Source organism: Delftia sp. WSY_7 (assembly GCF_043104845.1).
In the GTDB taxonomy this organism is placed as follows: Bacteria; Pseudomonadota; Gammaproteobacteria; order Burkholderiales; family Burkholderiaceae_C; genus Comamonas; species Comamonas tsuruhatensis.
In genome coordinates this window covers 82,620-105,902 of the sequence record NZ_JBICLB010000014.1, presented here as the reverse complement: position 1 = coordinate 105,902, position 23,283 = coordinate 82,620, and the positions used below count along the sequence as shown (strand labels likewise).

The 23,283-nt window shown below is 68.3% G+C and carries 15 protein-coding genes and 1 tRNA gene; 14 read left to right on the top strand and 2 right to left on the bottom strand.

Annotation, left to right across the window (positions count from 1 at the left end):
* Window positions 1–86 precede the first annotated feature (86 nt).
* The 8 genes from ACF8ME_RS06730 to ACF8ME_RS06695 all read left to right on the top strand — a co-directional run bounded on the left by ACF8ME_RS06730 (window position 87) and on the right by ACF8ME_RS06695 (window position 15,839).
* Window positions 87–3,029 (top strand): DUF4132 domain-containing protein, encoded by a 2,943-nt coding sequence (locus ACF8ME_RS06730; protein ID WP_392415778.1) that lies wholly within the window; start codon window positions 87–89, stop codon window positions 3,027–3,029.
* 76 nt (window positions 3,030–3,105) lie between these two features.
* On the top strand, window positions 3,106–6,099 hold the full coding sequence (locus ACF8ME_RS06725) for a DUF4132 domain-containing protein (protein WP_392415777.1): 2,994 nt from the start codon (window positions 3,106–3,108) through the stop codon (window positions 6,097–6,099).
* A gap of 23 nt (window positions 6,100–6,122) precedes the next feature.
* The gene (locus ACF8ME_RS06720; RefSeq protein WP_392415775.1) at window positions 6,123–9,050 is read left to right on the top strand and encodes a DUF4132 domain-containing protein; all 2,928 of its coding nucleotides are present in this window, start codon (window positions 6,123–6,125) and stop codon (window positions 9,048–9,050) included.
* Window positions 9,050–10,174, top strand: a complete 1,125-nt coding sequence (locus ACF8ME_RS06715; protein ID WP_392415774.1) for an AAA family ATPase — start codon at window positions 9,050–9,052, stop codon at window positions 10,172–10,174. Before ACF8ME_RS06720 ends, ACF8ME_RS06715 begins: the two co-directional genes overlap by 1 nt.
* Window positions 10,164–12,629 (top strand): DUF5682 family protein, encoded by a 2,466-nt coding sequence (locus tag ACF8ME_RS06710; RefSeq protein WP_392415772.1) that lies wholly within the window; start codon window positions 10,164–10,166, stop codon window positions 12,627–12,629. The genes ACF8ME_RS06715 and ACF8ME_RS06710 overlap by 11 nt, the downstream gene beginning before the upstream one ends.
* 47 nt (window positions 12,630–12,676) lie before the next feature.
* Entirely contained in the window at window positions 12,677–13,870 is a 1,194-nt protein-coding gene (locus ACF8ME_RS06705; protein ID WP_392415771.1) for a VWA domain-containing protein, read from the top strand.
* Window positions 13,867–15,537 (top strand): SWIM zinc finger family protein, encoded by a 1,671-nt coding sequence (locus ACF8ME_RS06700; RefSeq protein WP_392415770.1) that lies wholly within the window; start codon window positions 13,867–13,869, stop codon window positions 15,535–15,537. The genes ACF8ME_RS06705 and ACF8ME_RS06700 overlap by 4 nt, the downstream gene beginning before the upstream one ends.
* Window positions 15,534–15,839 carry a hypothetical protein gene (locus ACF8ME_RS06695; protein WP_017403878.1) on the top strand — a complete coding sequence of 102 codons (306 nt, stop codon included), beginning with the start codon at window positions 15,534–15,536 and terminating at the stop codon, window positions 15,837–15,839. The genes ACF8ME_RS06700 and ACF8ME_RS06695 overlap by 4 nt, the downstream gene beginning before the upstream one ends.
* Here ACF8ME_RS06695 and ACF8ME_RS06690 read toward each other — a convergent pair.
* Window positions 15,824–16,651: an oxaloacetate decarboxylase gene (locus ACF8ME_RS06690; RefSeq protein ID WP_047327400.1), complete on the bottom strand. Its 828-nt coding sequence runs from the start codon at window positions 16,649–16,651 to the stop codon at window positions 15,824–15,826. The genes ACF8ME_RS06695 and ACF8ME_RS06690 overlap by 16 nt on opposite strands.
* 310 nt (window positions 16,652–16,961) lie before the next feature.
* Here ACF8ME_RS06690 and ACF8ME_RS06685 point away from each other — a divergent pair, with 310 nt between their 5' ends.
* Complete coding sequence (locus ACF8ME_RS06685) at window positions 16,962–18,023, top strand: helix-turn-helix domain-containing protein (protein WP_016451626.1); 1,062 nt, start codon at window positions 16,962–16,964, stop codon at window positions 18,021–18,023.
* 135 nt (window positions 18,024–18,158) lie between these two features.
* Window positions 18,159–18,485 carry a hypothetical protein gene (locus ACF8ME_RS06680; RefSeq protein WP_016446204.1) on the top strand — a complete coding sequence of 109 codons (327 nt, stop codon included), beginning with the start codon at window positions 18,159–18,161 and terminating at the stop codon, window positions 18,483–18,485.
* Between the two features lie 83 nt (window positions 18,486–18,568).
* On the opposite strand, the gene ACF8ME_RS06675 is transcribed toward ACF8ME_RS06680, so the two are convergent.
* Window positions 18,569–18,642: transfer RNA gene (locus ACF8ME_RS06675), tRNA-Gly, on the bottom strand.
* Window positions 18,643–19,969: 1,327 nt separating this feature from the next.
* On the opposite strand from ACF8ME_RS06675, the gene ACF8ME_RS06670 reads away from it, so the two are divergent.
* The 4 genes from ACF8ME_RS06670 to ACF8ME_RS06655 all read left to right on the top strand — a co-directional run bounded on the left by ACF8ME_RS06670 (window position 19,970) and on the right by ACF8ME_RS06655 (window position 23,260).
* Window positions 19,970–20,473 (top strand): GNAT family N-acetyltransferase, encoded by a 504-nt coding sequence (locus ACF8ME_RS06670; protein ID WP_016447197.1) that lies wholly within the window; start codon window positions 19,970–19,972, stop codon window positions 20,471–20,473.
* 443 nt (window positions 20,474–20,916) lie between these two features.
* Window positions 20,917–21,453 carry a cysteine hydrolase family protein gene (locus ACF8ME_RS06665; protein WP_043790130.1) on the top strand — a complete coding sequence of 179 codons (537 nt, stop codon included), beginning with the start codon at window positions 20,917–20,919 and terminating at the stop codon, window positions 21,451–21,453.
* Window positions 21,454–21,623: 170 nt separating this feature from the next.
* Window positions 21,624–21,761, top strand: coding sequence for a hypothetical protein (locus ACF8ME_RS06660; protein ID WP_193726258.1), 138 nt, complete (start codon window positions 21,624–21,626; stop codon window positions 21,759–21,761).
* Window positions 21,762–22,471: 710 nt separating this feature from the next.
* Window positions 22,472–23,260 carry a class I SAM-dependent methyltransferase gene (locus tag ACF8ME_RS06655; protein WP_252652472.1) on the top strand — a complete coding sequence of 263 codons (789 nt, stop codon included), beginning with the start codon at window positions 22,472–22,474 and terminating at the stop codon, window positions 23,258–23,260.
* Window positions 23,261–23,283: the final 23 nt, after the last annotated feature.

Here is a 23,283-nt window from a genome sequence, read left to right as displayed (position 1 = left end):
CGTCCATCCCGTGCAGGCTCCACCCCCGTCTCCATCCCGGCAGGCCCCGGTTTGCGGCTGCCCACATTGTTCATCTCCTCATCTTTATGAGCACTACCGATCTTCACGCAGCTTCCCTGAGCGATCTCTATGACCGGCTGGACGAAGGCCTCAGCGAAGAGGCCTTTGCCGCCGAACTTGATGCCCGGCTTCATGACGGGCGGGCCGATGAGGTGCAGGTTTTCCTGCGTGATTGCGAGGAGCGCTGCCTTTACATGCTGGGGCGCCTGAACAGCAGCGAATCGCCCTGGACACATGACGGTGAGCGCTGGCTGGCCCTGGCACGGCTCACGGTGCCGCGCGGCCATGCGCCGGCAGGGCTCAGCGAGAAGCTGACCAATGCCAAGGTGGCCGCCGAAGTGCGCGTGATGGCCGAGCAATGGCTGGCCCATGCCCGCAGCGCGGATCTGCCGGTCTTCAAAGGCATAGGCATGGTGCTGGGCAACCTGGTGCCCTGGCTCTGCTATCCAGGCATGCCCTACGAGGAAGTGACGGCCACGCTGGACTGGACGCTGGCCCTGCGCAAGGAAGGTGAGTACAAGCCCGACACCGAGTACCACGCGCCCTGGAAGCGGCTGATCGCCCAGCTGAACGATGCCGACCTGCAGCGCTACGCCGCCGTGGGCGGCAAGCTGTTCGCCGATGTGATAGTGCACTACCGCGAAGAGCGCCAACCCAAGCAGCCCAAGGGGCAGGGCTGGAAGTCCTGGATGGGCTTCTTTGCCGCGCATCCCGAGCTGTATGACCAGACCTACATAGGCGATCCGGACCTGATAGAGCAGCGCTGGGCCAGCGCAGATGCCCCACGGCGTGAGGAACTGGCGGGCACCCTGATGGGCCAATTGGGCCATGCCCAGGGCGGGGAGCGTACCCGTGCGCTGCAGCTGCTGGACCGCCTGGTGGCCGAGGATCCCGCGCCCTTTGCCAGGCAGCTGCGTGAGAACGGCGGCTATCGGATCAGCCTGGCGCTGGCCATGCATGTCATGAAGCAGGACGATGCCGCCTTGCTGCCCCTGCTGCTGCCGGCCATGGCCCAGCGCTGCGACCGCGAGGACGAGCTGCGCCGCTACCGCAGCGCGATCCGCGAACTGGTGACCCGCCGCCCGGCCGATCTGGCCGAGGTGCCTGTCAAGGACCTGGTCAATGTGCTGCCCGCGTTCGACACCGCCAGCCTGAAGGCCACGCTGCCCACCCTGACCCCGCTCATCGCAGGCAGCAGCGCCAAGGGCCTGCGCGCCGCCATGGCCGGCCTGGCCGCCCATATTCCGCTGGCCAGCTTGGTGGATGCCGGCTGGCTGAACAAGCCGCCCAAGAACCTGCTGCTGACCTGCCGCGACGTGCTGCTGGCCCACCCCGACCCCGCCGTCGGTCCCTTGCTGGCGCAGTTGCTGGCCGGCGGCAAGCTGGATGCGGCCTCGGCCAGCAGCGTGCAGCAGCGGCTGAACCAATTGGGCCTGACCGGGCAGGGCGCCTCGGCATCGGAAGAAAGCCAGGCGGATGCCGCATCGCCAGCGTCTGCCGCTGGCGGCGTGGACCTGGAAGCCCAGATCGCCTCCATCAAGCGCCTGAGCGCGGCCATCAAGCCCTTCGACACGCCCGAGCTGCTGGCGCTGTGCGCGCCGCTGTCCGAGCACGCGGCCCGCGTGCTGCTGCACGTATCCGCCATTGCCGAAGGCGGCCTGCCGCCGCTGGCCGGCGAGCTGCTGGCGCGCATTCCGGCCGACAACCGTGCCCGCCTAGCGCTGGCCCTGGTGCAGCAATGGATTGCTTGCGAGGGCGAACCCAAGCAGCGCTGGGCGCTCAGGCTGCTGCCCGGCCATGCCGATGACCGCGTGGTCGATGCGCTGGTGGCCGCCGTCCAGGCCTGGAACCGCCCGCGCCTGCAGCGCGCGGCCGCCGCTGTCGAGCATCTGGGCGAGGTGGACAGCCTCTACGCTCTGCTGCGCGTGCAGGAGATCTCCGAATCGCGCTCGCTCAAGGACCAGGTGCAGCGCACGGCGCGCAGCGCCCTGCGTGCCGCCGCTGCCCGCCGCAAGATGAGCGTGCCCGAGCTCTTCGACGAGCTGACCCCCGACTTCGGCCTGGGCCAGGGCCTGACGGTCACGGTCGGGCCGCACAGCTACCGCGTGGAGCTGCAGGGCGATCTGAGCCTGCGCGTCATCAACGACAGGAACAAGGCCAGCAAGACCATTCCTGCGGTCAAGGACGAGGCGCTCAAGCCCGAATGGGAGGCCGCCACCGCGCAGCTCAAGACCCTGTCCACCAGCCTCAAGACCGTGGTCAAGCAACAGGCGCCGCGCATGCTGGCGGCCCTGGTCAGCGGCAAGCGCTGGCCGCTGGATCGCTGGCAGCGGCTGTTCGTGGCCCACCCGCTGCTGCGCATCGTTGGGCGCAGCCTGATCTGGCGCGCAGAGGATGCGCCGGGCCTGGCGCGCACCAGCTTCCGCCTGGCCGAGGACTTCTCGCTGGTCGATGTGGAGGATGAAACCGTGACCCTGCCCGCTGGCTGCAGCATCAGCCTCTGGCACCCGGCCACGGCCCAGCCCGGCGAGCGCGAGGCCTGGCAGGCCTACATGGCCGACTATGAGCTGGAGCCCCTGGTCGACCAGCTGGGCGCCTGCGCCGAGCAGCCCGCGCCAAGCCAGTTCAGGAACGGCATGCTGCTGCCGCCCGCGCCGATCACGCTGGCGCAGGAGCAGCTCGGCGCCATGCTCAAGAAGTTCGGCTACCGGCCCGGCCCCGTGGGCGATGGCCCCAGCATCAACGAGCATGTGTGGCGCCTGCCCGCGCTGGAGCTGAGCCTGGAGCTGTCGCACGGCTATTTCCCGCCCTACCTGGACCTGGGCCTGCCCGTGGCCGTGGAAGGCCTGCGCGTGCACGACCTGAGCAAGGGTTACGGGGCCAGCGCCGACCCGGCGCGGCTGCCCAAGCCGCTGCTGGCCACGCTGCAAGGCCAGTGGCTGGCCCTGGCGGCCAAGGCGGCTGCCTGAGCCCTTGTCTTTGTGAACCTTTGCTCCCTTGAAACGTTGGCCGGCCGACCGCCCATCACCGAAGACTCCACAGACCATGAGCAACAACGAGACAGCAGCGCTTCCCCTGCAGGCTTTGTACGAACTGCACACGGCCGCGCCGGCCGGGCGCGAGGGCATGCCGGCCTTTGCCGCCGAACTGGCAAAGCGCCTGGCCCAGGGGCGCGATGCCGAGGTGGCGGACTTCCTGCGCGACAGCAGCAGCCTGTGCCAGGAGCGGCTGCACCAGTTGCCCGGCGAGCATGCGCCCTGGCAGCGCGACCACGCGCTGTGGCTGGCGCTGGCACGCATCAGCCTTCCGCTGGGACAGTTCTATGGAGGCAACCCGGGCGTGCCCCGGCGCAGTGCCGAGCTGACCGCAGAGCTGACGGCACTGGCCCGCGCCTGGCTGGATGACTGGGGCAGCCGCAGCCACCAGCCCTGGAGACTGCGCGATGGCTACGACCTCGTGCTCAGGCAGGTGTTTGGCGTGCTGGGCCATGAAGGCATGTCCAGTGCCGAGATCACCGCCCTGCTGCGCTGGGCGCGGGAACTGAGCGCAAAGGCCGGCATTGCGCCCGGCGCGCAGTACTACTGCCAGTGGCAGCACCTGCTGCACCAGCTGCCCGAGCCCGAACTGCTGGCCATGGCCATCGAGGACGGCGGCGGCCAGCTCAGCCGCGACATCGTCCAACGCCAGCTGCCGCTGCAGCGCACGCGGCCTGCAGCGCAGCGCTGGGCGCTGTGGCGGGATTTTTTTGCGCAATTCCCCGCCGTGCTTGACCAGCTGCGCCTGCCCGAGCCCGTGCTGATCGCATCGCGCTGGGAGACGGCCGATGCCGCGCGCCGCGACCTGCTGGCCCAGGACCTGTTCAAGGCCTTGTGCTTTGCCTCGGACGATGACTGGCCGCATGACCGTGCCCTGGTGGAGCGCATGCTGCAGACCGACGCTGCGCCCCTGGCCGCCTGGTTCAAGCAACTGGGCCACCTGGCGATCAATCCCGCCGTGGCGCAGCGGCTGTGGGAAGCCCGGTGGCCGGCCCTGCTGCCGCTGCTATTGCCGGCCTGCGCAGACGGCTGCAAGCACGAATCCGACCGCGCCGGCTACGCCCCGGTGGCCGAAACCTTGCTTGCCGATCGCCCTGGCGACCTGGCCCGGCTGGCCGCCGGCCCGCTCACGCACCTGCTGCCCGCGCTGCGCGTGGACACGCTGCAGCGGCTGCTGCCGCAACTGGGCAAGGCCGCCTCCGGCAGTGCCTCCAAGGGTTTGCGTGCGGCGCTGGCACAGGCGCTGTCTGCCTTGCCCGTGGATGCGCCCCAGGCCGCCGGCTGGCTGGCCAAGCCCAACAAGAATCTGGTGCTGGCCTACCGCGATGTGCTGGTGGCCCATCCTGATCCGGCGTCTGGCAGCCTGCTGTCGGCACTGCTGTCGGGTGGATTGCTGGACGTGGCCGAGCAAGGCCCGGTGCAGGCGCGACTGAAGGATCTGGGTGCCGCAGCCCCGGTTGCGGACGCAGCCGGGTCACCTGGCGGCGAGGCCATGCCAGCGGGCAGCGATGCCGGCTCCCTGGCAGAGCTTGAAGCCCAGGCCGCCAGCCTGCAGCGCCTGTCGCCCGCCATTGCCGCGCTGGACCAGCCGGCGCTGCTGGACCTGCTCGCGCCCCTGTCGGCCCAGGCCGCGCGCGCGCTGCTGCACCTGGCGGCCACCAGCCCGCAGGAGCTGCCTGCGCTGGCCCACCAGCTGCTGGCCCAGGCCGGCGCGGAGAACCGTGCGCGGTTGGCCCTGGCTCTGGTCCAGCACTGGGTGGCTGCCGATGGCGCGCCCGAATCGCGCTGGGTGCTCAAGCTGCTGCCCGGCGCGGCGGACGACCGCATCGTCGATGTGCTGTCCTCGGCCGCCCTGGCCTGGCACAAGACGCGCAAGGAGCGCGCCGTGGTCGCGCTGCAGCAGCTGGGCCGGCTCGACACGGTCTATGCCCTGTCCTGCGTGCAGGCCCTGGCCACCGGCAAGACCCTCAAGCCCAGCGTGCTGGCCGCCGCGCAGGCCGTGCTGGCCGAGGCCGCCACGCGGCGCGGCATGGCGCTGGCCGACCTCGGCGACGAGCTGACCCCGGACTTCGACCTGGGCCGGGGCGTGCAATTGCAGGTGGGCGCGCAGACCTATGACGTGCTGCTGCAGGGCGACCTGTCGCTGCGCCTGCGCACACCGGCCGGCAAGCTGGCGCGCAGCCTGCCGGCCCTGGCCGACGAGGGCCTGCGCACGGAGTGGGAGGCGGCCGCCGCGCGGCTCAAGACGCTGTCCAAGGGCATCAAGGCCGTGCTGCAGCAGCAGGCGCCGCGCCTGCAGTCCTGCCTGATGCTGGGCCGGCACTGGCCGCTGGCCACCTGGCGCAGCCTCTTCCTGGAACACCCGCTGCTGCGCGTGGTGGCACAGGGCCTGGTCTGGCGGGTGGAGCCCGCGGCCGGCCAGCCGTTCAGCCTGCGCATTGCCGAGGACCTGTCCCTGGTCGATGCCGACAGCGACGCGGTGCAACTGCCGGCCGAGGGCCGCATCGCCCTGTGGCACCCCGCGCAGGCCACCGAGCAGGAGCGTGCGCAGTGGCGCGAATGCCTGGCCGACTACGGCCTCAAGGCCCTGGTCGAGCAGGTCGATGCGCCCGCCGACCTGCCGCTGGCCAGCCAGTGGCAGCCGGAACTGCTGCAGCCCCTGGCACCGATACGGCTCACGCAGCAGGCGCTGGACGGCCTGGCAGGGCCATGGCGCTTTCATGCCGGCCCCGTGTGCGATGGCCCCGGCATCTACCTGCACCTGCGGGACTTTGCCGTGCAGCGCTGGCGCGTGGAACTGCTGCACAGCGCGGCCATGCCGTACTACGAGCCCGGCCATGAGATCGACATCGAAGGCTTTGCCCTGCGCGACATGGCCGCCGACCGCCTGCTGCCCCCGGCCGAATGGCCGCTGCCGCTGCAGGCATCGCTGTGCGCCATGCTCCAGGCCCTGGCCTCGCGCGCTGCGGGCGCGGTAGCCGCAGCAGGTGCAGCCCAGGTTTGACTCCCTCCAGAACCCCTGAATCCATGAACTCTTCGACCCTAGAACACACCGACCAGGCCACGCTGGAGGAACTGAGCGCCTCGCTGCCACCGGTCGAACTGGTCCAGGTGCTGGCCAGCCGCATGCGCGCGGGCCGGCATGACGAAGTGGGCGCCTTCACGCGCAAGGCTTTCGACGACTATTCCAGCCCCATCCGCGCCCTGGGCAACTTCGATCTGCCCTGGACCCATGACCATGACCTGTGGCTGGCCTTCGCGCGGCAGACCATCCCCTTCGGGCGCAGGATCGACGGCAGCCTGGACGGCGACATTCCACGCCACAGCCCCGAGCTTGCGGCCGAGTTCGAGCAGATGGCGCGCGCCAGCCTGGCCCGTCCACCTGCGCCGGACGGCGACAACGACTACCGTGAAATCCGCATCCTGGACATGTTCGGCTGGCTCTGGTACCCGGGCATCAGCCGCGAACGGGTGATGCAGCTGCTGGACTGGGCCGTAGAGCTGAACGTCCAGTCCGGCGGCAGGTATGACAGAGCCGACTGGAAGCTGCTGCTGGGCAGCCTGGACGACCAGGACCTGATGGAGCTGGCCGAGCGCGGCGGCGCGCTCTATGCCGACATCCGCGATGTCTACATGAAGCGGCACAGCGACGTTCCGCACCCGCAGCGCTGCGCGCCCTGGTACGACTTCTACCGCCGCCATCCCGACTGGTTCGACGACAAGCCCATCAACGAAGACCCGGGCCTGATCGCGCTGCGCTGGGACCTGGGCGCCGATGCCCAGCGGCGGCTGGAACTGGTCAACCTGCTGCTGGGCAGGGCGGACCGCGAGCCGGCTGATTACTTCATCCCCATTTTCGACCGCCTGGTGCGGGAGGATGCCGCGCCCTTCATCGCCTGGATCGAAGGATGGCAGCCCAAATACCACTTCGATGCGGTGGTCGCCCGGCAGATCTGGACGGCACGCTACCCGGAGCTTTTGCCCCATCTGCTGCGCTGCATATTGCAGGTATCGCGGATCGAGCCCTTCATCGGACTGCTCAACCAGATGCTGACCGAGCAGCCCGACTACCTGCGCGAGATTCCCACCGTGCGCCTGGCCCCGCTGCTGGCGCAACTGGACCCGGCCATGCTGCATGCCCGGCTGCCTCTGCTGGGCGAACTGCTGGCTGCCAGCAGCTCGCGGGCGCTGCGCGAAGCGGTGGCGCGCTTCATGCAGGGACTGGATGCGCAGGCCGTAGGCGCTGTCTTCGAGTCCAACGCCTGGCTGCAGCGGCGCGAGAAGGCGATGCAGCTGGCCTGCCGCGACATCCTGCTGGTCCACCCCGATCCCGGGGTCGCGCCGCTGCTGCAGGCGCTGCTGCGCACGGGCCTGGACCTGGGCTCCGAAAGCATGGTCGAGGGCCGGCTGCTGGCCCTGGGTGTGCCAGTGCCGGGTGCTTTGACCGTGGCGCAGGGGGAGGGGGGCAGGGTGCCGCTTGACGCACTGGAGGCCCGCGTGGCGCGCTTCAAGCGCTTTTCCAGCAGCATCAAGGCCTATGACCAGCCAGAGACCCTGGCCCTGTTCGCGCCGCTGTCCGGGCATGCGGCCCGCATCGTGCTGCATCTGGTGGCCACGGCCGAGGAAGAGCTGCCGCCGCTGGTGGAGCAGGTGCTGGCCCATGTGCCGGCCGAAAGCCGCGCCCAGCTGTCCCTGCACCTGGTCAATGCCTGGGTGGCCCTGGAGGGCGAGCCCAAGGCGCGCTGGGCGCTGCGACTGGCCAACGGCCATGTCGACGACCGCCTGGTGCAGACCCTGGTGGCCGCCGTGAAGGCCTGGGGCTGGAGCAAGAAGCTGCGCGCCATCATCGCCGTGGAGCAGCTCGGTGCGCTGGACACGCTGTACGCGCTGTCCCAGGTCCAGACCCTGTCCACCTCGCGCAAGCTCAAGGACCTGGTGATTGCGGCAGCGCATGACGCGCTGGAGGCAGCCGCCCAGCGGCGCGGCCTGAGCCTGATCGAGCTGTATGACGAGCTGACGCCCGATTTCGGCCTGGGCGGCGAAGGCCTGGTGCTGGAGGTGGGCCCGCAGCGCTACCGCCTGCAGCTGCAGGGCGACCTGAGCCTGCGCGTGGTGAGCGACAAGGGCAAGGCCTCCAAGACCCTGCCTGCGCTCAAGGACGAATCGCTGCGCCTTCAGTGGAATGCGGCACAGGCCGAATTCAAGACCGTTGCCGCTGGCGTCAAGGCCATCGCCAGGCAGCAGGCGCCGCGCATGGGTACCGCCTTCATGACGGGACAGCGCTGGTCCGTCCCGCGCTGGCGCCGCCTGTTCCTGCAGCATCCCCTGCTGCGCATCATGGGCCGCACCCTGATCTGGCGGCTGGAGCAGGGCGCCAGCTTTCGCATTGCCGAGGACTTTTCCCTGCTCGATGCCGCAGACGATGCCGTGGAGCTGCCCGACGATGCGCAGGTGCTGCTCTGGCATCCGGTCGATGCCGCAGCGGGCGAGGTTGAGGCCTGGCGCACCTGCCTGGCCGACTACGAGCTGCAGCCGCTGATCGACCAGCTGGGCGCAGGCGCACAACTGCCCGACGCCAGCCAGTGGAAGAACCATGCCCTGCACCCTGCCGGCCCGCTGCAGATACGCCAGGGCGCGCTGTCCGGCCTGTTGGCCAAGTGGAACTACCGCCCTGGCCCCGTGGAAGACGGCCCCGGCATCTACGAGCACAGGCTGGACCTGGCGGGCCCGCAGCTGTACATCGAGCTTCACCACGGGCGCTACATGCCGTTCATGGAACTGGACCACCGCGTGGACATCGCCCATGCCGTGGTCTATGACAGCAGCCACCGCGGCGAGGATGGCCGCTGGCCCCGGCTTCAGCCGCAGCAGTGGCCGCGCGCGCTGCAGGCCACGCTGATGGCGCAGTTCGCGGCCATCGCCGCCAAATCGGCCAGCACCAAAGAGAGCGACTGATGGCCACCAAACGCATGGCAGCGCCCGCCCCGGAACCTGCCGCCCAGCGGCTGCCGGCCGAGATGGCCCACGCCCAGGAACTTGCGGCCCTGCAGGCCGCCGACCAGGGCCCGCGCCCCGACGGCTGGCGCCTGAGCCCGCGCTCCGTTCGGCGCTTCATCCTGGGCGGCCCGGCCCCGGATGGCGGCGGCCCCGAGATCGCCCGCAAGATCCACGGCAACGATGCCCTGGTCGAGCGCGCCATCGTCACCCTGGCCGGCCAGCGCGGCCTGATGCTGGTGGGCGAGCCGGGCACGGCCAAGTCCCTGCTGTCCGAGCTGCTGGCCGCCGCCATCAGCGGCGACAGCAAGCTCACCGTGCAGGGCGGTGCCGGCGTGGTGGAGGAGCAGATCCGCTATGGCTGGAACTACGCCCTGCTGCTGCGCGACGGCCCCGGCCCCGAGGCCCTGGTGCCCGGCCCGCTGCACCGCGCCATGGGCGAAGGGCGGCTGCTGCGCTTCGAGGAGATCACGCGCTGCTCCACCGAAGTGCAGGACTGCATGGTGCCCGTGCTCTCCGACCGGCTGCTGCAGATTCCCGAACTCAAGCACGAGCAGCCCTGGCTGCTGGCACGGCCGGGCTTCAATGTGATTGCCACGGCCAACCTGCGCGATCGCGGCGTCAACGAGATGTCGGCCGCGCTCAAGCGCCGCTTCAACTTCGAGACCATGCGCCCGCTCGAAGGCGTGGCCGCGCAGGCCGCATTGATAGGGCAGGAGGTGGGCCGCGCACTGGCGCAGCAGCGCATCGGCACCACCGTCGCGCCCGATGTGCTGGCCCTGCTGGCCACGGCCTTCCAGGAGCTGCGCAGCGGCAGCGTGGAGGGCACGGCCGTGGAGCGGCCGGGCACCGTGCTGTCCACGGCCGAGGCCATCGACGTGGCCTTCAACGCCGCCTGCCAGTGCTGGTACTTCGGGCAGGAGCGCGTGGGTCCGGCCCACCTGGCGCGCCACCTGCTGGGCACGGTGATCAAGGACGACGACGAGGACCGCCGCCGCTTCGCCGAATACCTGCGCGTGGTGGCACGCCAGCGTGCAGGGCAGCCGGCTTGGCAGGACTTTGTCGCAGGCGGCCGTGAGCACTGACGCTGCCGCGTGGCTGGCGCCGCTGCCGCAGCTGCGCCTGGTGCCCGTGCGCCACCACAGCCCGCGCTGCGCCCATCACCTGCGCGCGCTGATGCGCGAGTTCAAGCCCACCCACGTGCTGATCGAAGGCCCGGGCGAACTCGATGCCCTGCTGCCTGCGCTGCAGCACGCCCAGGCGCGTCCGCCGCTGGCGGCCTACCTGCATGCGACCGTGGCAGGCGGCGATGGCGCACATGAAACGAATGGCTCGAATGGCGCGAATGGCGCTTTGGAGGACGACTGGCGCTGCCGCTGCTATGTGCCCTTTGCGGCCTTCTCTCCTGAATGGGTGGCCCTGCGCGAGGCGGTGCGGCTGCGCAGCCATGTGCGCTTCATCGACCTGCCCTATGCGGCGCGGCTTGCTCAGGCCGCGCAGCTGGACTACTTCGCCTGCGCGCCCGAACCCCTGCTGGCCGACGAACCCTCGCGGCGCGCGCCCGACGTGCTGGCCGGCCTCATCCAGGCCGGCGGCTGCCGAGACTTCGACGAATGGTGGGACCGGCATTACGAATCGGGCAATGAGGACGCCTCGCCCCAGGCGTACTTTGCCGGCGTGCTGGCCTTCAGCCAGCTGCTGCGCGAGCGGGACGAGGCAGCGGGCGGCGCGGGCCCTGATGCCGAAGACAGGGCTCGCGAGGCCCACATGGCCGCCCAGGTCCGCAAGGCCCTGGCCGAAGGCGGGCGCTGCCTGGTGGTCTGCGGCGGCTTTCATGTGGCGGGCATCGTGGCTGGGATCACCGCTGGCCTGTCGGCGCCCGAGCGTCCGGCTGCGGCCGGTCAGCCCATCGATGTGGGCGTGCATCTCATCCCCTACACGCTGCAGCGGCTGGAGCGTGCCAGCGGCTACGCGGCCGGCATGCCCATGCCCGGCTACTACCAGGGCGTTTGGCAGGCGCTGGAGCAGGGCGCCTCGCAACCCGATGCCCAGGCCTGGCCCGAGATGGCGGCACGCACCGTGAACGGCCTGCGTGCCCGGGGCCTGCCCGCCAGCCTGCCCGACGCGGCAGAGGCCGTGCGCCTGGCCCATGGCCTGGCTGCACTGCGCGCCTGCCACGGCGGCCGGGCCGAGCTGCTGGAAGCGCTGGACAGCGCCGTGTTCAAGGAGCATGCCCAGGCCCTGCGTCCGCAGCCTATGGTGCAGCAGACCGGGCAGCAGACCGGGCAGCAGACTGGTCGATGGCTGCTGGACGCCGACGACTACGGCCAGCTGCCACCCAACGCGCCGGCCGCCCCGCTGCTGGTCGATGTACAGGCCTTCTGCCTGCGCCACCGCCTGCCCGTGCGGCCTGCCGCACCCGTGCGCAAGGAGCTGGACATCTACCGCAGCGCCCGTCACCGCCGCCTGTCGCAGGGACTGCACCGGCTGCGCTACCTGGGCGTGCCCTATGCGCAATGCCTGGCGGGACCGGACTTTGTGGCGGGCACCGGCCTGGCGCGCGTGCGCGAGGTCTGGACGCTGGGCTGGCAGGTCGAGACCACGGTGGCACTCACCGAGGCCATGCGCCACGGCTCCAGCCTGCAAGAGGCCGCTGTCCACCGCGTGCTGGAGCGGCTGTCGCAGACCGCCGATACCGAGCCGGCGCAGCGCGTGCTGGAAGTGCTGGTCATGGGCCTGGACGGCATTGCCCAGCAGGTGCTGGACACCGTGCAGGCCTGGATGGAGCGCAGCCACGACGCCCTGGCCCTGGCCCGCGCCACCGGCTGCCTGGCCCTTGCCTACGAGGCCCGCCATGCGCTGGGCGGCGTGGGCCTGGCGCGCCTGCTGCCGCTGCTGCGGCGCTGCTTTGCCCAGGCTTGCCTGCGCCTGCCCTGGCTGGGCGAGGGCGATGCCGTCCAGCAGGTGCAGGCCCTGGATGCCCTGGCCGATCTGCACGGCATGGTCTGCCGCGCCGTGCCCTGGGCCGACGCCGGCCTGTTCCACGATGCCTGTGCCGCCTTGCATGAGGCAGGCGCCGACAGCACGCCCGCGCGCGTGCGCGGCGCCACCGCCGGCATCCTGAGCATGGCCGGCCGCTGGCAGATTGCGCAGACCGATGCCGCCCTGCGCGCCATGCTGGGCCTGGCGCAGGTCGATGCTGCCGCCATGGGCGAGTACCTGCAGGGCTTTGTGCGCGTGGCCAAGGGCTGGCTGCTCAGTCATCCGCCGCTGCTGCGCCTGCTCAGCGACGGCATTGCGCACTGGCCGCAAGACGCCTTCCTGGCCGGCCTGCCCGCCTTGCGGCTGGCCTTTGCCCAGCTGACCCGCGCCGAACTGCGGCAGCTGGCCGGGCGGCTGGCCGGTTTGTCGGGCGCGGCAACGCCACCTGGCGCAACCACGCTGGGCCCGGTGCACCTGCCATCGGACCAGGCCCTGGCGCACAGCCGCGCCTTGGCGGCCCAGGTGGGCCGGCTGCTGCAACCCTGGGGACTGTCATGAGCCGGGAAGATCCGCCAATGCACGAACTGCCAATGCACGAGCCGCCAATGCAGGAACAGGCAATCGATGCCGCCACCCTGCGGCGCTGGCGCCTCATCCTCGGGCCCGAGGCGGCCCAGCCCCTGGCTGCGGCGCAGCCGCTCGATGACGCCGATGCGCGCCGCGACGCGGCACTGGACTATCTCTACCAGCGCGAGCACCGCCTGCGCGAGCAGCCCGACGGTGCAGGCACCGACGCCTGGCAGGGCACGGGCGGGCTGTCCGCGCGCCAGGGCGGCAGCGGCGTGCCCGAGCCCCAGGCCGTGCACTGGCTGGGCGAGGTGCGCGACCTGTTCCCGCGCAGCGCCGTGGAAACGCTGCAGCGCGATGCGCTGTCGCGCTACGGGCTGCACGGCCTGCTCGGCGACCCCCAGGTACTGGCCCAGGCCACGCCCAGCATTGAATTGGTGGCCGCGCTGATGGCCGTGCGCGCCAGCCTGCCCGTGCAGGTGCTGGACGAGGCCCGGCGGCTGGTGGCACGCGTGGTGGCGGATCTGCAGGCACGGCTTTCCTCGCGCGTGCGCTCGGCCTTCGGGCGGCGGCGCAGGCGCCGCAGTAGCCGGGGCCAGGGGCAGATGGCCGACCTGGACTGGCCGCGCACCCTGCGCCACAACCTGCGCCACTACCAGCGCGAGGAGCAGGTGCTGGTGCTGGAGCGCCTGTTCTTCAGGGAGAACGAGGCGCAGCGCCTGACCTGGGACCTGTGGCTGCTGGTGGACCAGAGCGGCTCCATGTACGAATCCGTCATCCACAGCGCCGTGATGGGCAGCATCTTCGCGCGCGTGCGCGCCCTGCGCACCCATGTGCTGCTGTTCGCCGACGAGGTGGCCGATGTCACCGGCCAGTTGCATGCGCCCGAAGAACTGCTGCTGGGCGCGCAACTGGGCGGAGGCACGAATATCGGTGCCGCCCTGGCGCATGCGGCCGGGCAGCTGGCCGCGCCGCGCCGCAGCGTGGTCGTGCTGATCACCGATCTCTACGAAGGCCATGACGAGGCCCGCGTCATCGCCGAGACCGAGCGGCTGATCGCCAGCGGCGCGCGCGTGCTGGTGCTGGCCGCCCTGGATCGCCGCGCCCATCCCGACTACGACCGGGACCTGGCTGCGCAACTGGTGGAACGCGGTGCGCAGATCGGCGCCATGACGCCCGACCATCTGGTGGACTGGCTGGCCTGTGCCATGCAGGGAGGGCGATCCTCATGATGCAGGAATGGCTGCGCACCCTGGACGATGACGCCATTGCCGACTGGGCCAACAAGGGCCTGCTCAAGCGCGGCGCAAAGGCCCTGGCGACATTGGATGAGGCGGCCTGGGAGCTGGATGCCAGCCATGCCCGGGCCGATATCGAAGGCCATGTCCAGACCCTGGCCGGCGCGGGCTTTGCCACGCTGCAATGCAGCTGCCCGGCGTATGGACCCTGCCACCATCTGTGCGCCTTGCTGCTGGGCCTGCGCGCGCGCCTGGCCAGCGGAGGGGCGGCCGATGAGGCAGCACAGGCCCCTATCGCGCCATGGCTGGAGGGCGATGCCGAGGCCGTGGCGCGGGCCTTCGGCAGCGCTGCCCAGCGCAAGGCCCTGCGCTGGATGGCACAGGGTTTCGAGGCCGTGCTGGAAGAGACGCCGGCCGCGCTGGTCGGTGAACTCTCCAATCCCGACGAAGTGACCGTGCGCCTGCCGCGTGCTGGCGGCCTGGCGGCGGCCAGTTGCAGCTGCAAGGCCGCCACCTGCGCGCACCGCGCCCTGGTGGCATTGCAGGCCCGGCGCGCAGCGGGCGCACCCATGCCCGAGCTGCCTGCGCATGCGCTGGAAGCCGGCGCACTGCAGCGTCTGGCGCAGGTGAGGCTCTGGCTGACCGGCTGGGTGCTGCAGGGCCGTGCCGGCATGAGCCCGGCCTTCCTCGACCAGGGCGAGGCACTGTCCACCGAACTGCGCCAGGCCGACCTGGCGCGCCCCGCCAGCGTGCTCAACCTGCTGGTGCGCGCCTTGCGCGACGAGCGCGCGGGCCGTGCCGGCGCGGCCGAGCGCGTGGCTCCCCTGCTGGCCGCGCTGTGGATGCTGCTGCGCGGCCTGGCCCAGCAACCCCTGCCTCGGCCTCTGCAGGAGCTGGCTGGCGTGCATAGGCGCAGCTACCGGCGCGTGCAAGGCCTGTGTCTGCATGCCGTGGCGGCCGAGCTGTGGCTGGCGCGCGGAGGGCAGCGCGGTTTTTCGGTGCACTTGCAGGATGCGGCCAGCGGCCGGTTCCTGACCTGGTCGGCATCGCGCGCTGAGGGCTTTGATCCGCAATGGGAGCCTGCCCAGGCGCTGGAATCGGAAACCCTGGGCGGCCTCACGGCAAGGCAGCTGCTGCAAGGTCCTCATGTGCTGGTGGACGGCTGGGTCAGCGACGACGGCCGCCTTTCGGCGCGGGATGCCACCCGGCTGGTGGCGGCCCAGGCGGCCGGCCCCTTGCCGGGGGCCGACGACCCCCAGGTCCTGCTGCGCCGCCATCTGCAGGAGCTGCATGCCGACCCCTGGCGCCAGCAGCCGCCCCTTTGGGCGCGATGGAAGGTGAGCGGCAGCGGCCTGCCGCAGACTGACCTGCTGCTGCAGCGCTGGACGATGGAGCTGCAACCGCAGCTGCCAACCTCCGGCCCCGTCATATGCCTGGCCGGTGATCTGCACGGCATGCAGGGCAGGGCGGGCGAGGCCCTGCGCCGGGAGCTGGCGTGCGGCCGGGTGCTGCAGGAGGTCTTTGGCCGCGTGGAATTCGTGGCCGGGCGATTGCAGATGGCCGTGGCATCGGTGCGCTGGCGGGACAGTACGGACTGGCACCATCCCAGCACGGCCTGGAAGCCGCCGCCAGCGCAGGGCAGCAGGGAGAAACAGCCATGAGCACGGCACCGAACGAAAACGCCGAGGCGCCGCTGCGCCATTGGCTGGCACAGGGCCAGGTCTGGCTGGCCGATATGCAGGCCGCAGGCCTGGTGGGTGCCGGCGCACCGCTGCTGGCCGCAGGCCGGGCCTGGGCCGATCAGGCCGCACTGCTGGGCTGGTCCGCCCTGGCACGGCAGATGGACGGCGTGCTGGACCCACAGCTCGCGCCGGTGGAGCGCGCGGCCGCCCTGCTCGATATCGCGGTCTGGGTCATGACCGCGCAGCGGCTGCAGGCCGGTGCGGATCAGTCCTTGCCCTGAAAAAAGCCATTGAGCTCGGCGCCCGGCGTGGCCTGGGCGAACGCGTCGAAGCGCCCCGTCTCGGCAATGGAGCGCGCCGCATGCAGAAAGCCGCCCCAGGCTGCGCGCGCCAGTGCGCCGCCCACGCTGATGCGGCGCACGCCCATGGCCTCGGCATCCTGCAGGCTCCATTCGCTGGCCCCTCCGATCAGCAGATTCACCGGCTTGGGTGCCACGGCCGCCACCACGGAACGGATCTGCTCGGCGCTGCGGATGCCGGGTGCGTACAGGCAGTCCGCGCCGGCCTCGGCATAGGCCTTGAGCCGGGCAATGGTGTCGTCGAGATCGGGCCGGCCCACGAAGAAATTCTCCGCACGCCCGACCAGCAAGGTGCTGCCGCCTGCCTCGTCGATGGCAGCGCGGGCGGCGCGCAGCCGGGCCACGGCGTCCTCGATGCTGCGCAAGGGGTTGGCCGCATCGCCTGTCGAATCCTCGATGGACAGCCCTGCCACGCCGGTGTCCAAGGCCATGCGAACGCTCTCTGCCACCTCCTGCGGACCCAGGCCGAAGCCGCTTTCAAAGTCCGCGTTCACGGGCAGGTCGGTGGCCGCGACCAGGGTGCGCAGATGCGCCAGGGTCATGTCGCGCGAGATGGCGCCATCGGGCCGGCCCAGCGACCATGCATGGCCCGAGCTGGTGCTGGCCAGCGCCTTGAAGCCCAGGCCCTGCAGCATGCGGGCGCTGCCGGCGTCCCATGGATTGGGCAGTACAAAGCAGCCCTGGCGGTGCAGGGCCCGGAAGCTGGCACGTTTTTGTTCGGTGGTAGGGGTCATGGAACACTCCGTTTTGACTCTTGAGAAACTCAAGCATCGATTCTCCAAGGCCTGTGAACGCTATCCACCGCCACAGGCTGAATGGCTGCTGGACCTGCCGAGGCACCAACTTCTGCGCATCTTCCTGCATCACTGCCTGGGTTGCATCTTGACGGGCTACCGTTCGTCAGTTTGATTCGCCCCAGCACACATTGCGTTACGATGCCGCGGCTCTCAAATGAAAGCCGTCCTGGATGAGTGTGTCGCAACGCCTTGGCTGCTATCGGAGGGACGGCTTCACCACGGCATTCTTTTGCCCAGATCATTCGACATGCAGACTCCGACCTCAGCCCTGCCGAGCACCACCTTCACCACCGAGCAGTGCCTGGAGGCGGACAGGTTCGACGCTTGGCGCAGCGGCATCTCTGTACTGTTCGATGTGACCCCGCTGGAACGCGGTACGGTGCGCGGTGGCTTCCACGCTTCGGTAGATGCAGTCCACTTGGGTCAATTGCTTTTGGGAGACCTGCGCTTCGGTGCACAGCGCTTCTCGCGCGGACATGCACGCGCGGCCCATGACGGGCTGGACCACTATCTGGTGCAGTGGTACCGGGGAGGCGGCTTCACAGGGCGCTGTGACGATGGTCACGAGCTGACGGTGCAAGCAGGTGATGTGGTCTTCTTCGACATGGCTCGCTGCCAGCATACCGTTGCGGACGACTCCCATGTGCTCTCGTTGATCGTGCCCCGCAGCCTTGGCGACCAGGCAATGGGTGCATCGAGTTCAGGCTTGCACGGAACCGTGTTGACCGGCAGCAGCATCTTCGCCGGGCTATTGGCAGATCATCTTTGCGCTCTGCAGCGACGCCTGCCTTCCATCGGCCTGGAGCAGGCTGACGACATAGTGCATGCCACTACCCAGATGCTGGCAGCCTGCCTGCGCCCCAGTCTACGGACGGTGGCCGAGGCTCGGACTGAATTGCAGGCAGCAATGCTGGACCGTATCAAGCGCCATATCGCACGAAACCTGGCCGCTCCCCTCTCGCCCGAGCTGCTTTGCCGGTGCTTCGGCATCTCACGTCACCGGCTCTACCACCTTTTCGAACCTTTGGGGGGTGTGATGCGCTATGTGCAGCAGCGACGGTTGCAAGAGGCCTTCCATGCCCTGTCAAACCCTGCCTACCGACGCCTGCGTGTCGCCGAGGTGGCCGCACGCCTGGGCTTTGCCAGTGAGGCCCACTTCAGCCGCGCATTCCGGGCCAAATTCGGCCACACACCCAGCGACATACGCGCCATGGCGAATTCCACACGCGCGGCATGCATCAAACCTCCTTCCGGGACCACTCCCGCCACCGTGGAGTATGCGGACTGGCTGCTTGGGCTCATGGCCTGAGTGCCGGATGGATGGTCTTGCCCCAGGCTGACGCTCAGTCGAAAACGTCAGGGGCTTCTGCATGCAGGATGCTCTAATAGGGCGGCCGCAAGCCACGGCCTGGCTTGTTTCCGAAGACCCACTCCCTTTTCGCATATGCATCTTCTGCAGCGTTGTAGCTTTGTCTTTGCCTGTCTTGCCCTGCCGGCATTCGTTCACGCCGCAGACTTCGACAAGAAAAACTGCACCTACAAAGGCATCCGCCTCTACGGCAAGGTCCAGCTCGTGCAGTCCTTCCCCGACATCAAGGTCCAGGCAACCAGTTCTTTCCCGGACCTCAAGGTCAAGGTGGTGAACTCCTCCGCAGACCGTTGCGGAGAGTGGCAGATCGTCACCTCTTTCCCTGACTTCAAGGTCCAGATGGTCAACTCCTTCCCGGACCTGAAAGTCGAGATGGGCAGTTCATCGCCTGGCGTGCGATAGCGCCCCGGCGCCGCTGCGGCGGCGCCTGCTCCTCAGTCCAGAGATTGGCCCGCGCGCGCAAATGAAGAGTGCGCGAGGAAAGCTGGAGCGGGCGATGGGAATCGAACCCACGTCATGAGCTTGGGAAGCTCAGGTCCTGCCATTGAACGACGCCCGCCTTGGTTGAGCCATTGTCGAATCATGCATTTCTTCGCTAGATGCTTGTTTTCTTGAGAGTTTCACGGCGCGTTTGCCGCAAAACCTCAACTTGGCACCCAGCGAAATCTATCTGCACCTGCAACCTTGGCGTAGGTTCGGGCGTAGGTTTTTGCCTCCTACGTCGCTGGCAATAGAACCTGCGCCATGACTCTGGGTGAGATTCTAGTGCTATTCGATTCGCGGTCTGCAAAGCAGCTTCAGCCAGGCTCGCACCTGCTCGTGAAGGGGTGCGATGAATTGCGATAGGTCACCTCCCAATCGCACAAAACACGGGCCTACTGCTACAAACAGCTCTGCTGGCCTGATGAAGTAGGTGAGGCTCGGGCACTGGCCCGAGATAGCGCTTTGCAGAGGCTGTCTCAGTTCAGGGAGACAAGCGCGGGGGTAGCGCAGGAGTTGATCCGGTCACTGCCCGTCGCAAGGCAGCACTGGCCAAACATGGTCCTGCCGTATCGTCTAAGGTGCGTGCGCTGCTGGAGGGTTTCCGCGATCACCTTGCGCGGAGCGCTCTGGCGCGAATGCTGGGCGAGGTACCAGAGCTTGCCTGGACAGTGCCGCGTGACGTGACCTGTGGCCAAGCTTACGACGTACTCGATAAGCGACGAGACCCTCCCACGGCGGCCAAGCAGCTGCGGGCACAGCTGGGGCAGGCGTGGGACTGGGGCTCGATGCAGGAAAGATCGGTAGGGAGGCGCCGAACTGTTGGCGTAGCCTTCTCAAACGCCAGCTGTGTTCCAAGGGGAAAACCGCCGGGGGGAAGCATGTGGGGTTTCGGCGCCGGGTGCTGTCCCAGGCGGAACCGCGCAAGCTCCTGTCGTGTCCCCGGACGGATATGTCGCAGAGCGCGCTGGATGGCCAGCCCACTGACGTGCATGGTGGCCCGATAGGTTCCGCCCGGCTGTTTGTCATAGACGTTAGTGGCGATGGGTTAGGGTTTCGTGGTCACGATGCCGGTCCTTTCTGCTGCCGCAAGGGCTTGTGGCCGGTCATTTCGAGGTTTCCTTTCTGAGAGGGGCAGTCGCCGAAGGGCAGGGCATCGTCGCGGTGGTGGTCTTTGGGCAACTACCAATGCACAAGCTCATGCTAGAAGGCCTGAGTCCGGTGCAGTACCGAAATCAGGCCTTGAGCCGCTAACTTCCAACCGTCCAACTTCATGGGGTCAGTTCAAAGCGGGCTTCGTCGTTTCAATGGTGCACTTGACAAAGCTGTAGGGTGCAAGCGCGCTGCTAGGCTTCCGACGGATTCCTGGGCTGGCTACACTTTTCTTTCCACAGAGAAGGGAAGTCATGGGCACAGATATCTACGTTTCGACGCTGACCGCCGATTTGGAGCAGCAGTTCATCGACGCGGTCGGACAGAGCCGCAAACTGCACGCTCCATGGGTTTCGCCGCCCAGCACGGCACAGGAGTTCCAGGGCTACCTGGCTCGCGTGCAGGAGCCGTCGGGTGCGGCATTTGTGATCTGGGAGTGGCGCAGCGATGGTTTTGCCGGGGTCGTGCAGATCACGAACATCCTGATGGACCCGTTCCGCTCTGCCCATATCGACTTCTTTGCATTCTCGGGCTTCGAAGGGAAGGGCCTGATGAAGGAGGGCCTCGCGCATGTCGTGAAGCAGGTCTTCAGGACTTCGAAGCTGCATCGGCTGGAAGCCAACATTCAGCCTGAGAACAAGGCAGCCATAGCACTGGTGAAGTCCTGTGGTTTCAAGTTGGAGGGGTTGTCGCCCGCATTCATGAAGGTCGGTGGTCGCTGGCGAGATCACGAACGCTGGGCGCTGTTGTCCGCGTAGTCGCTGCCGGATCCGTCAGCGCCTGGGGGTTCTCCATGAACTGGTCTCGCAAAGGACGCAGCACCTTGTCATCCTGGGAAGTGACGAGACGTCGAAGAAGGTGAAGCACACCGAGGTGCAGACAAGCCCTACCAGCGGGCTTGTTCTTGCCTGACGTCTCCCCCGAAAACAGCTGGACAGCGTCCGGAACTACAGGGGCGAGATCTGCGGCGCGACAAACGCAAAAAAGCCGCATAGGTGCTGAGATGACAGGCGAAGGCGCTCGTTACAATGGAACTCCATGGTTTACTGCACTCTCACCACTACCACCTCCACGACCGCTTCCTGCGGACCGTGTGAAGTGCCGTGAGTCCCAGTTGAACCACTTCCCAGGCCCGCCAGCGATGGACCGGGCCCTTTTTTTTTGCCCTTGCGTCGCCGGCACCACGCAAGGAGTTGTATTCATGTTTGCTCTGCTAGTCCTCGATGTTCAGGTCGGCCTGGTCCGAGGCCCTGAACCCATGTGGCGCTGCACCGAGGTGCTGGACACCATCAACACCTTGATGGCACAGGCCCGCCGTGCGGGAGCGCCAATTTTTCTGGCTCGTCACATCGGTCCCGTGGGAACGCCCATTGGCCCAGGCAGCCCACTGACCCAACTCGCACCCGAACTGCAACTGGACGGCAGTGAGGTTGTGTTCGAAAAACACCGCCCAAGCGCCTTTGCAGGCACCGATCTGTTGCAGCAGCTTCAAGCACGCAACGTGACCGGCCTGGTCATCACCGGCATGAAGACTCAGTACTGCGTGGACACCAATTGCCGGGTCGCTCGCGATCTGGGCCTTGATGCCGTCCTTATTGCGGATGGGCATACTTGTGCCGACACCCCCCAGCTTGCAGCGCAGAAAATTGTGGAACACCACAACGCGACGCTGGCAGGGGCATTTTGCGCGGTCATGCCCGCAAACGCCTGGGATTTCTCGGCACCGGTTCACACCTGATCTGCGGAGTCCGCCCATATTGAGGCACACGCGAGCGATTGCAGCGCCATTTGTCTTTCAGACCACCGGGCCATGGGCCAATGCCGACGGCCTGGTCCTGCCTTGCGCTGATTCCCTGACCTGTGCTTGTCCGACAAGGGCGTGCCTGGGCGGCACCCATGCTTGAGGCCATGAACACACCTCCTCCCAACACCCCTGGCCAAGTGCCCACGTCGTCGTCCCGCAACCGGTTCGCCACCAGGCGGACCATGTACATCGCCGCAGCCGTCGTGGCCGTGGCGCTGATGATGGTGTTTGCGCCCTGGTAGGCGCGATCCACTGTCATGGTCCCGCCCATGCCCGAAAGGGCATGAGAAAGCCCGCCATTTGGCGGGCTGTCGTTTTGGGGAATCGCTTGCCTCAGTGCGCAGGGTGCGCCGTCGGTGCTTGCGCCGTGGGGAGTCGGGCCAGCTTCTGCGAGCAATCGCTGCACACGTGCCACGCATGGAATTGGCGGGCGCCTGTGGCGGGCTTTTCCTGTTCGCACTGCATGCAGAAGACGGCGGGGGCCAGGTCCAGGAGCCGGATCGGCTCTCTGCCTTTCTTGGGACTACGCATAGCTCTCCTTCAAAGTGTTGCTCCTCGGTATCCATTGGGCGCCGGGTTGGAAAAGGAGGTCGTCAGCGGGCGCGCCAAGGCGCGGCAGAAGCCGGCGCCATCGAGGGTGCGGGTTCAACTTACAGCCAGGCCGTCTCACGGTTGTGACTTTTGCATGACCGTGTGGGGAAGGCGCCGCAGCTGTTTGACAGCGTGCTTCGGGCAGCCCTAGAATTTTTGCTTCCATTCCTGCGACCATTGCGAGCCTGACATGAACCTGTGACGCCTTCGGACCTTCGTCCGACCAATCCCCCGAAGCCCTTTGCCGGCCGACGGCGGACGCCTGCGTCACCTCCTGCCTGTTCGTTGATTGCTCTGCGTTTCCTGAACGCAACCCGGCGTCGCCGTGCGGCCTCCTTTCGGAATTTTTGAAAGAGTGCCCATGACGGAATCCATCGATATCCTTGCCCACAACACGGCCGCCTGGAACCAGCAGGCTGCCAAGTCCTGCGACTGGTCGCGCCCGGTCGACAGCGCCGAAATAGCACGGGCCCGCGCCGGAAGCTGGCAGGCGCGGCTCACGCCAGGCCCCTTGCCTGCCGGCTGGCTGGATGATGTACGCGGCCTGCGCATCCTCTGCCTTGCCAGCGGCGGCGGCCAGCAGGCGCCCATTCTTGCTGCGGCGGGCGCCCAGGTCACCGTCTTCGACGCCTCAGCCGGCCAGCTTGCGCAGGACCGGCATGTGGCCGAGCGCGAAGGCCTTGCGCTGTCCTGCGTGCAGGGCGATATGCGCGATCTGGGGGTCTTTGCAGACGCCAGCTTTGATGTGATCTTTCACCCCATCTCCAACCTCTACGTGCCCGATGTGCGGCCCGTGTGGCGTGAATGCGCGCGGGTGCTGACGACGGGCGGGCGTCTTCTGTCCAGCTTCTGGAATCCGGTGGTCTTCGTGGAGGACCGTGATCCTGCATTGCGCGAGCAAGGACTCGTGCGGCCCGCCTGGCGCCTGCCGTATTCCGATGTGGCGGATTTGCCGCCCGAGGCGATTGCGGCCAAGCGCGAGCGCAACGAGGCCCTGGTGTTCGGCCATACGCTGGCCGATCAGATCGGGGGGCAGTTGGATGCGGGGCTTGTGCTGACGGGCTTCCACGAGGACTGGCAGCCCCACGCCCGTTTTGTGATCGAGAAGTTCGTGCCGACCTTCATTGCGACACGTTCGATGAAGGTCTGAACGCGCTACCTACGGCCTCGACC

Bases quoted from the DNA above. Each gene is read 5' to 3' on its own strand.
- ACF8ME_RS06690 (WP_047327400.1), bottom strand. From the start codon at position 16,651: ATGACCCCTACCACCGAACAAAAACGTGCCAGCTTCCGGGCCCTGCAC.
- ACF8ME_RS06670 (WP_016447197.1), top strand. From the start codon at position 19,970: ATGGGCACAGATATCTACGTTTCGACGCTGACCGCCGATTTGGAGCAG.
- ACF8ME_RS06720 (WP_392415775.1), top strand. From the start codon at position 6,123: ATGAACTCTTCGACCCTAGAACACACCGACCAGGCCACGCTGGAGGAA.
- ACF8ME_RS06700 (WP_392415770.1), top strand. From the start codon at position 13,867: ATGATGCAGGAATGGCTGCGCACCCTGGACGATGACGCCATTGCCGAC.
- ACF8ME_RS06725 (WP_392415777.1), top strand. From the start codon at position 3,106: ATGAGCAACAACGAGACAGCAGCGCTTCCCCTGCAGGCTTTGTACGAA.
- ACF8ME_RS06730 (WP_392415778.1), top strand. From the start codon at position 87: ATGAGCACTACCGATCTTCACGCAGCTTCCCTGAGCGATCTCTATGAC.
- ACF8ME_RS06655 (WP_252652472.1), top strand. From the start codon at position 22,472: ATGACGGAATCCATCGATATCCTTGCCCACAACACGGCCGCCTGGAAC.
- ACF8ME_RS06660 (WP_193726258.1), top strand. From the start codon at position 21,624: ATGAACACACCTCCTCCCAACACCCCTGGCCAAGTGCCCACGTCGTCG.
- ACF8ME_RS06665 (WP_043790130.1), top strand. From the start codon at position 20,917: ATGTTTGCTCTGCTAGTCCTCGATGTTCAGGTCGGCCTGGTCCGAGGC.
- ACF8ME_RS06695 (WP_017403878.1), top strand. From the start codon at position 15,534: ATGAGCACGGCACCGAACGAAAACGCCGAGGCGCCGCTGCGCCATTGG.
- ACF8ME_RS06680 (WP_016446204.1), top strand. From the start codon at position 18,159: ATGCATCTTCTGCAGCGTTGTAGCTTTGTCTTTGCCTGTCTTGCCCTG.
- ACF8ME_RS06685 (WP_016451626.1), top strand. From the start codon at position 16,962: ATGCAGACTCCGACCTCAGCCCTGCCGAGCACCACCTTCACCACCGAG.
- ACF8ME_RS06715 (WP_392415774.1), top strand. From the start codon at position 9,050: ATGGCCACCAAACGCATGGCAGCGCCCGCCCCGGAACCTGCCGCCCAG.
- ACF8ME_RS06705 (WP_392415771.1), top strand. From the start codon at position 12,677: ATGCAGGAACAGGCAATCGATGCCGCCACCCTGCGGCGCTGGCGCCTC.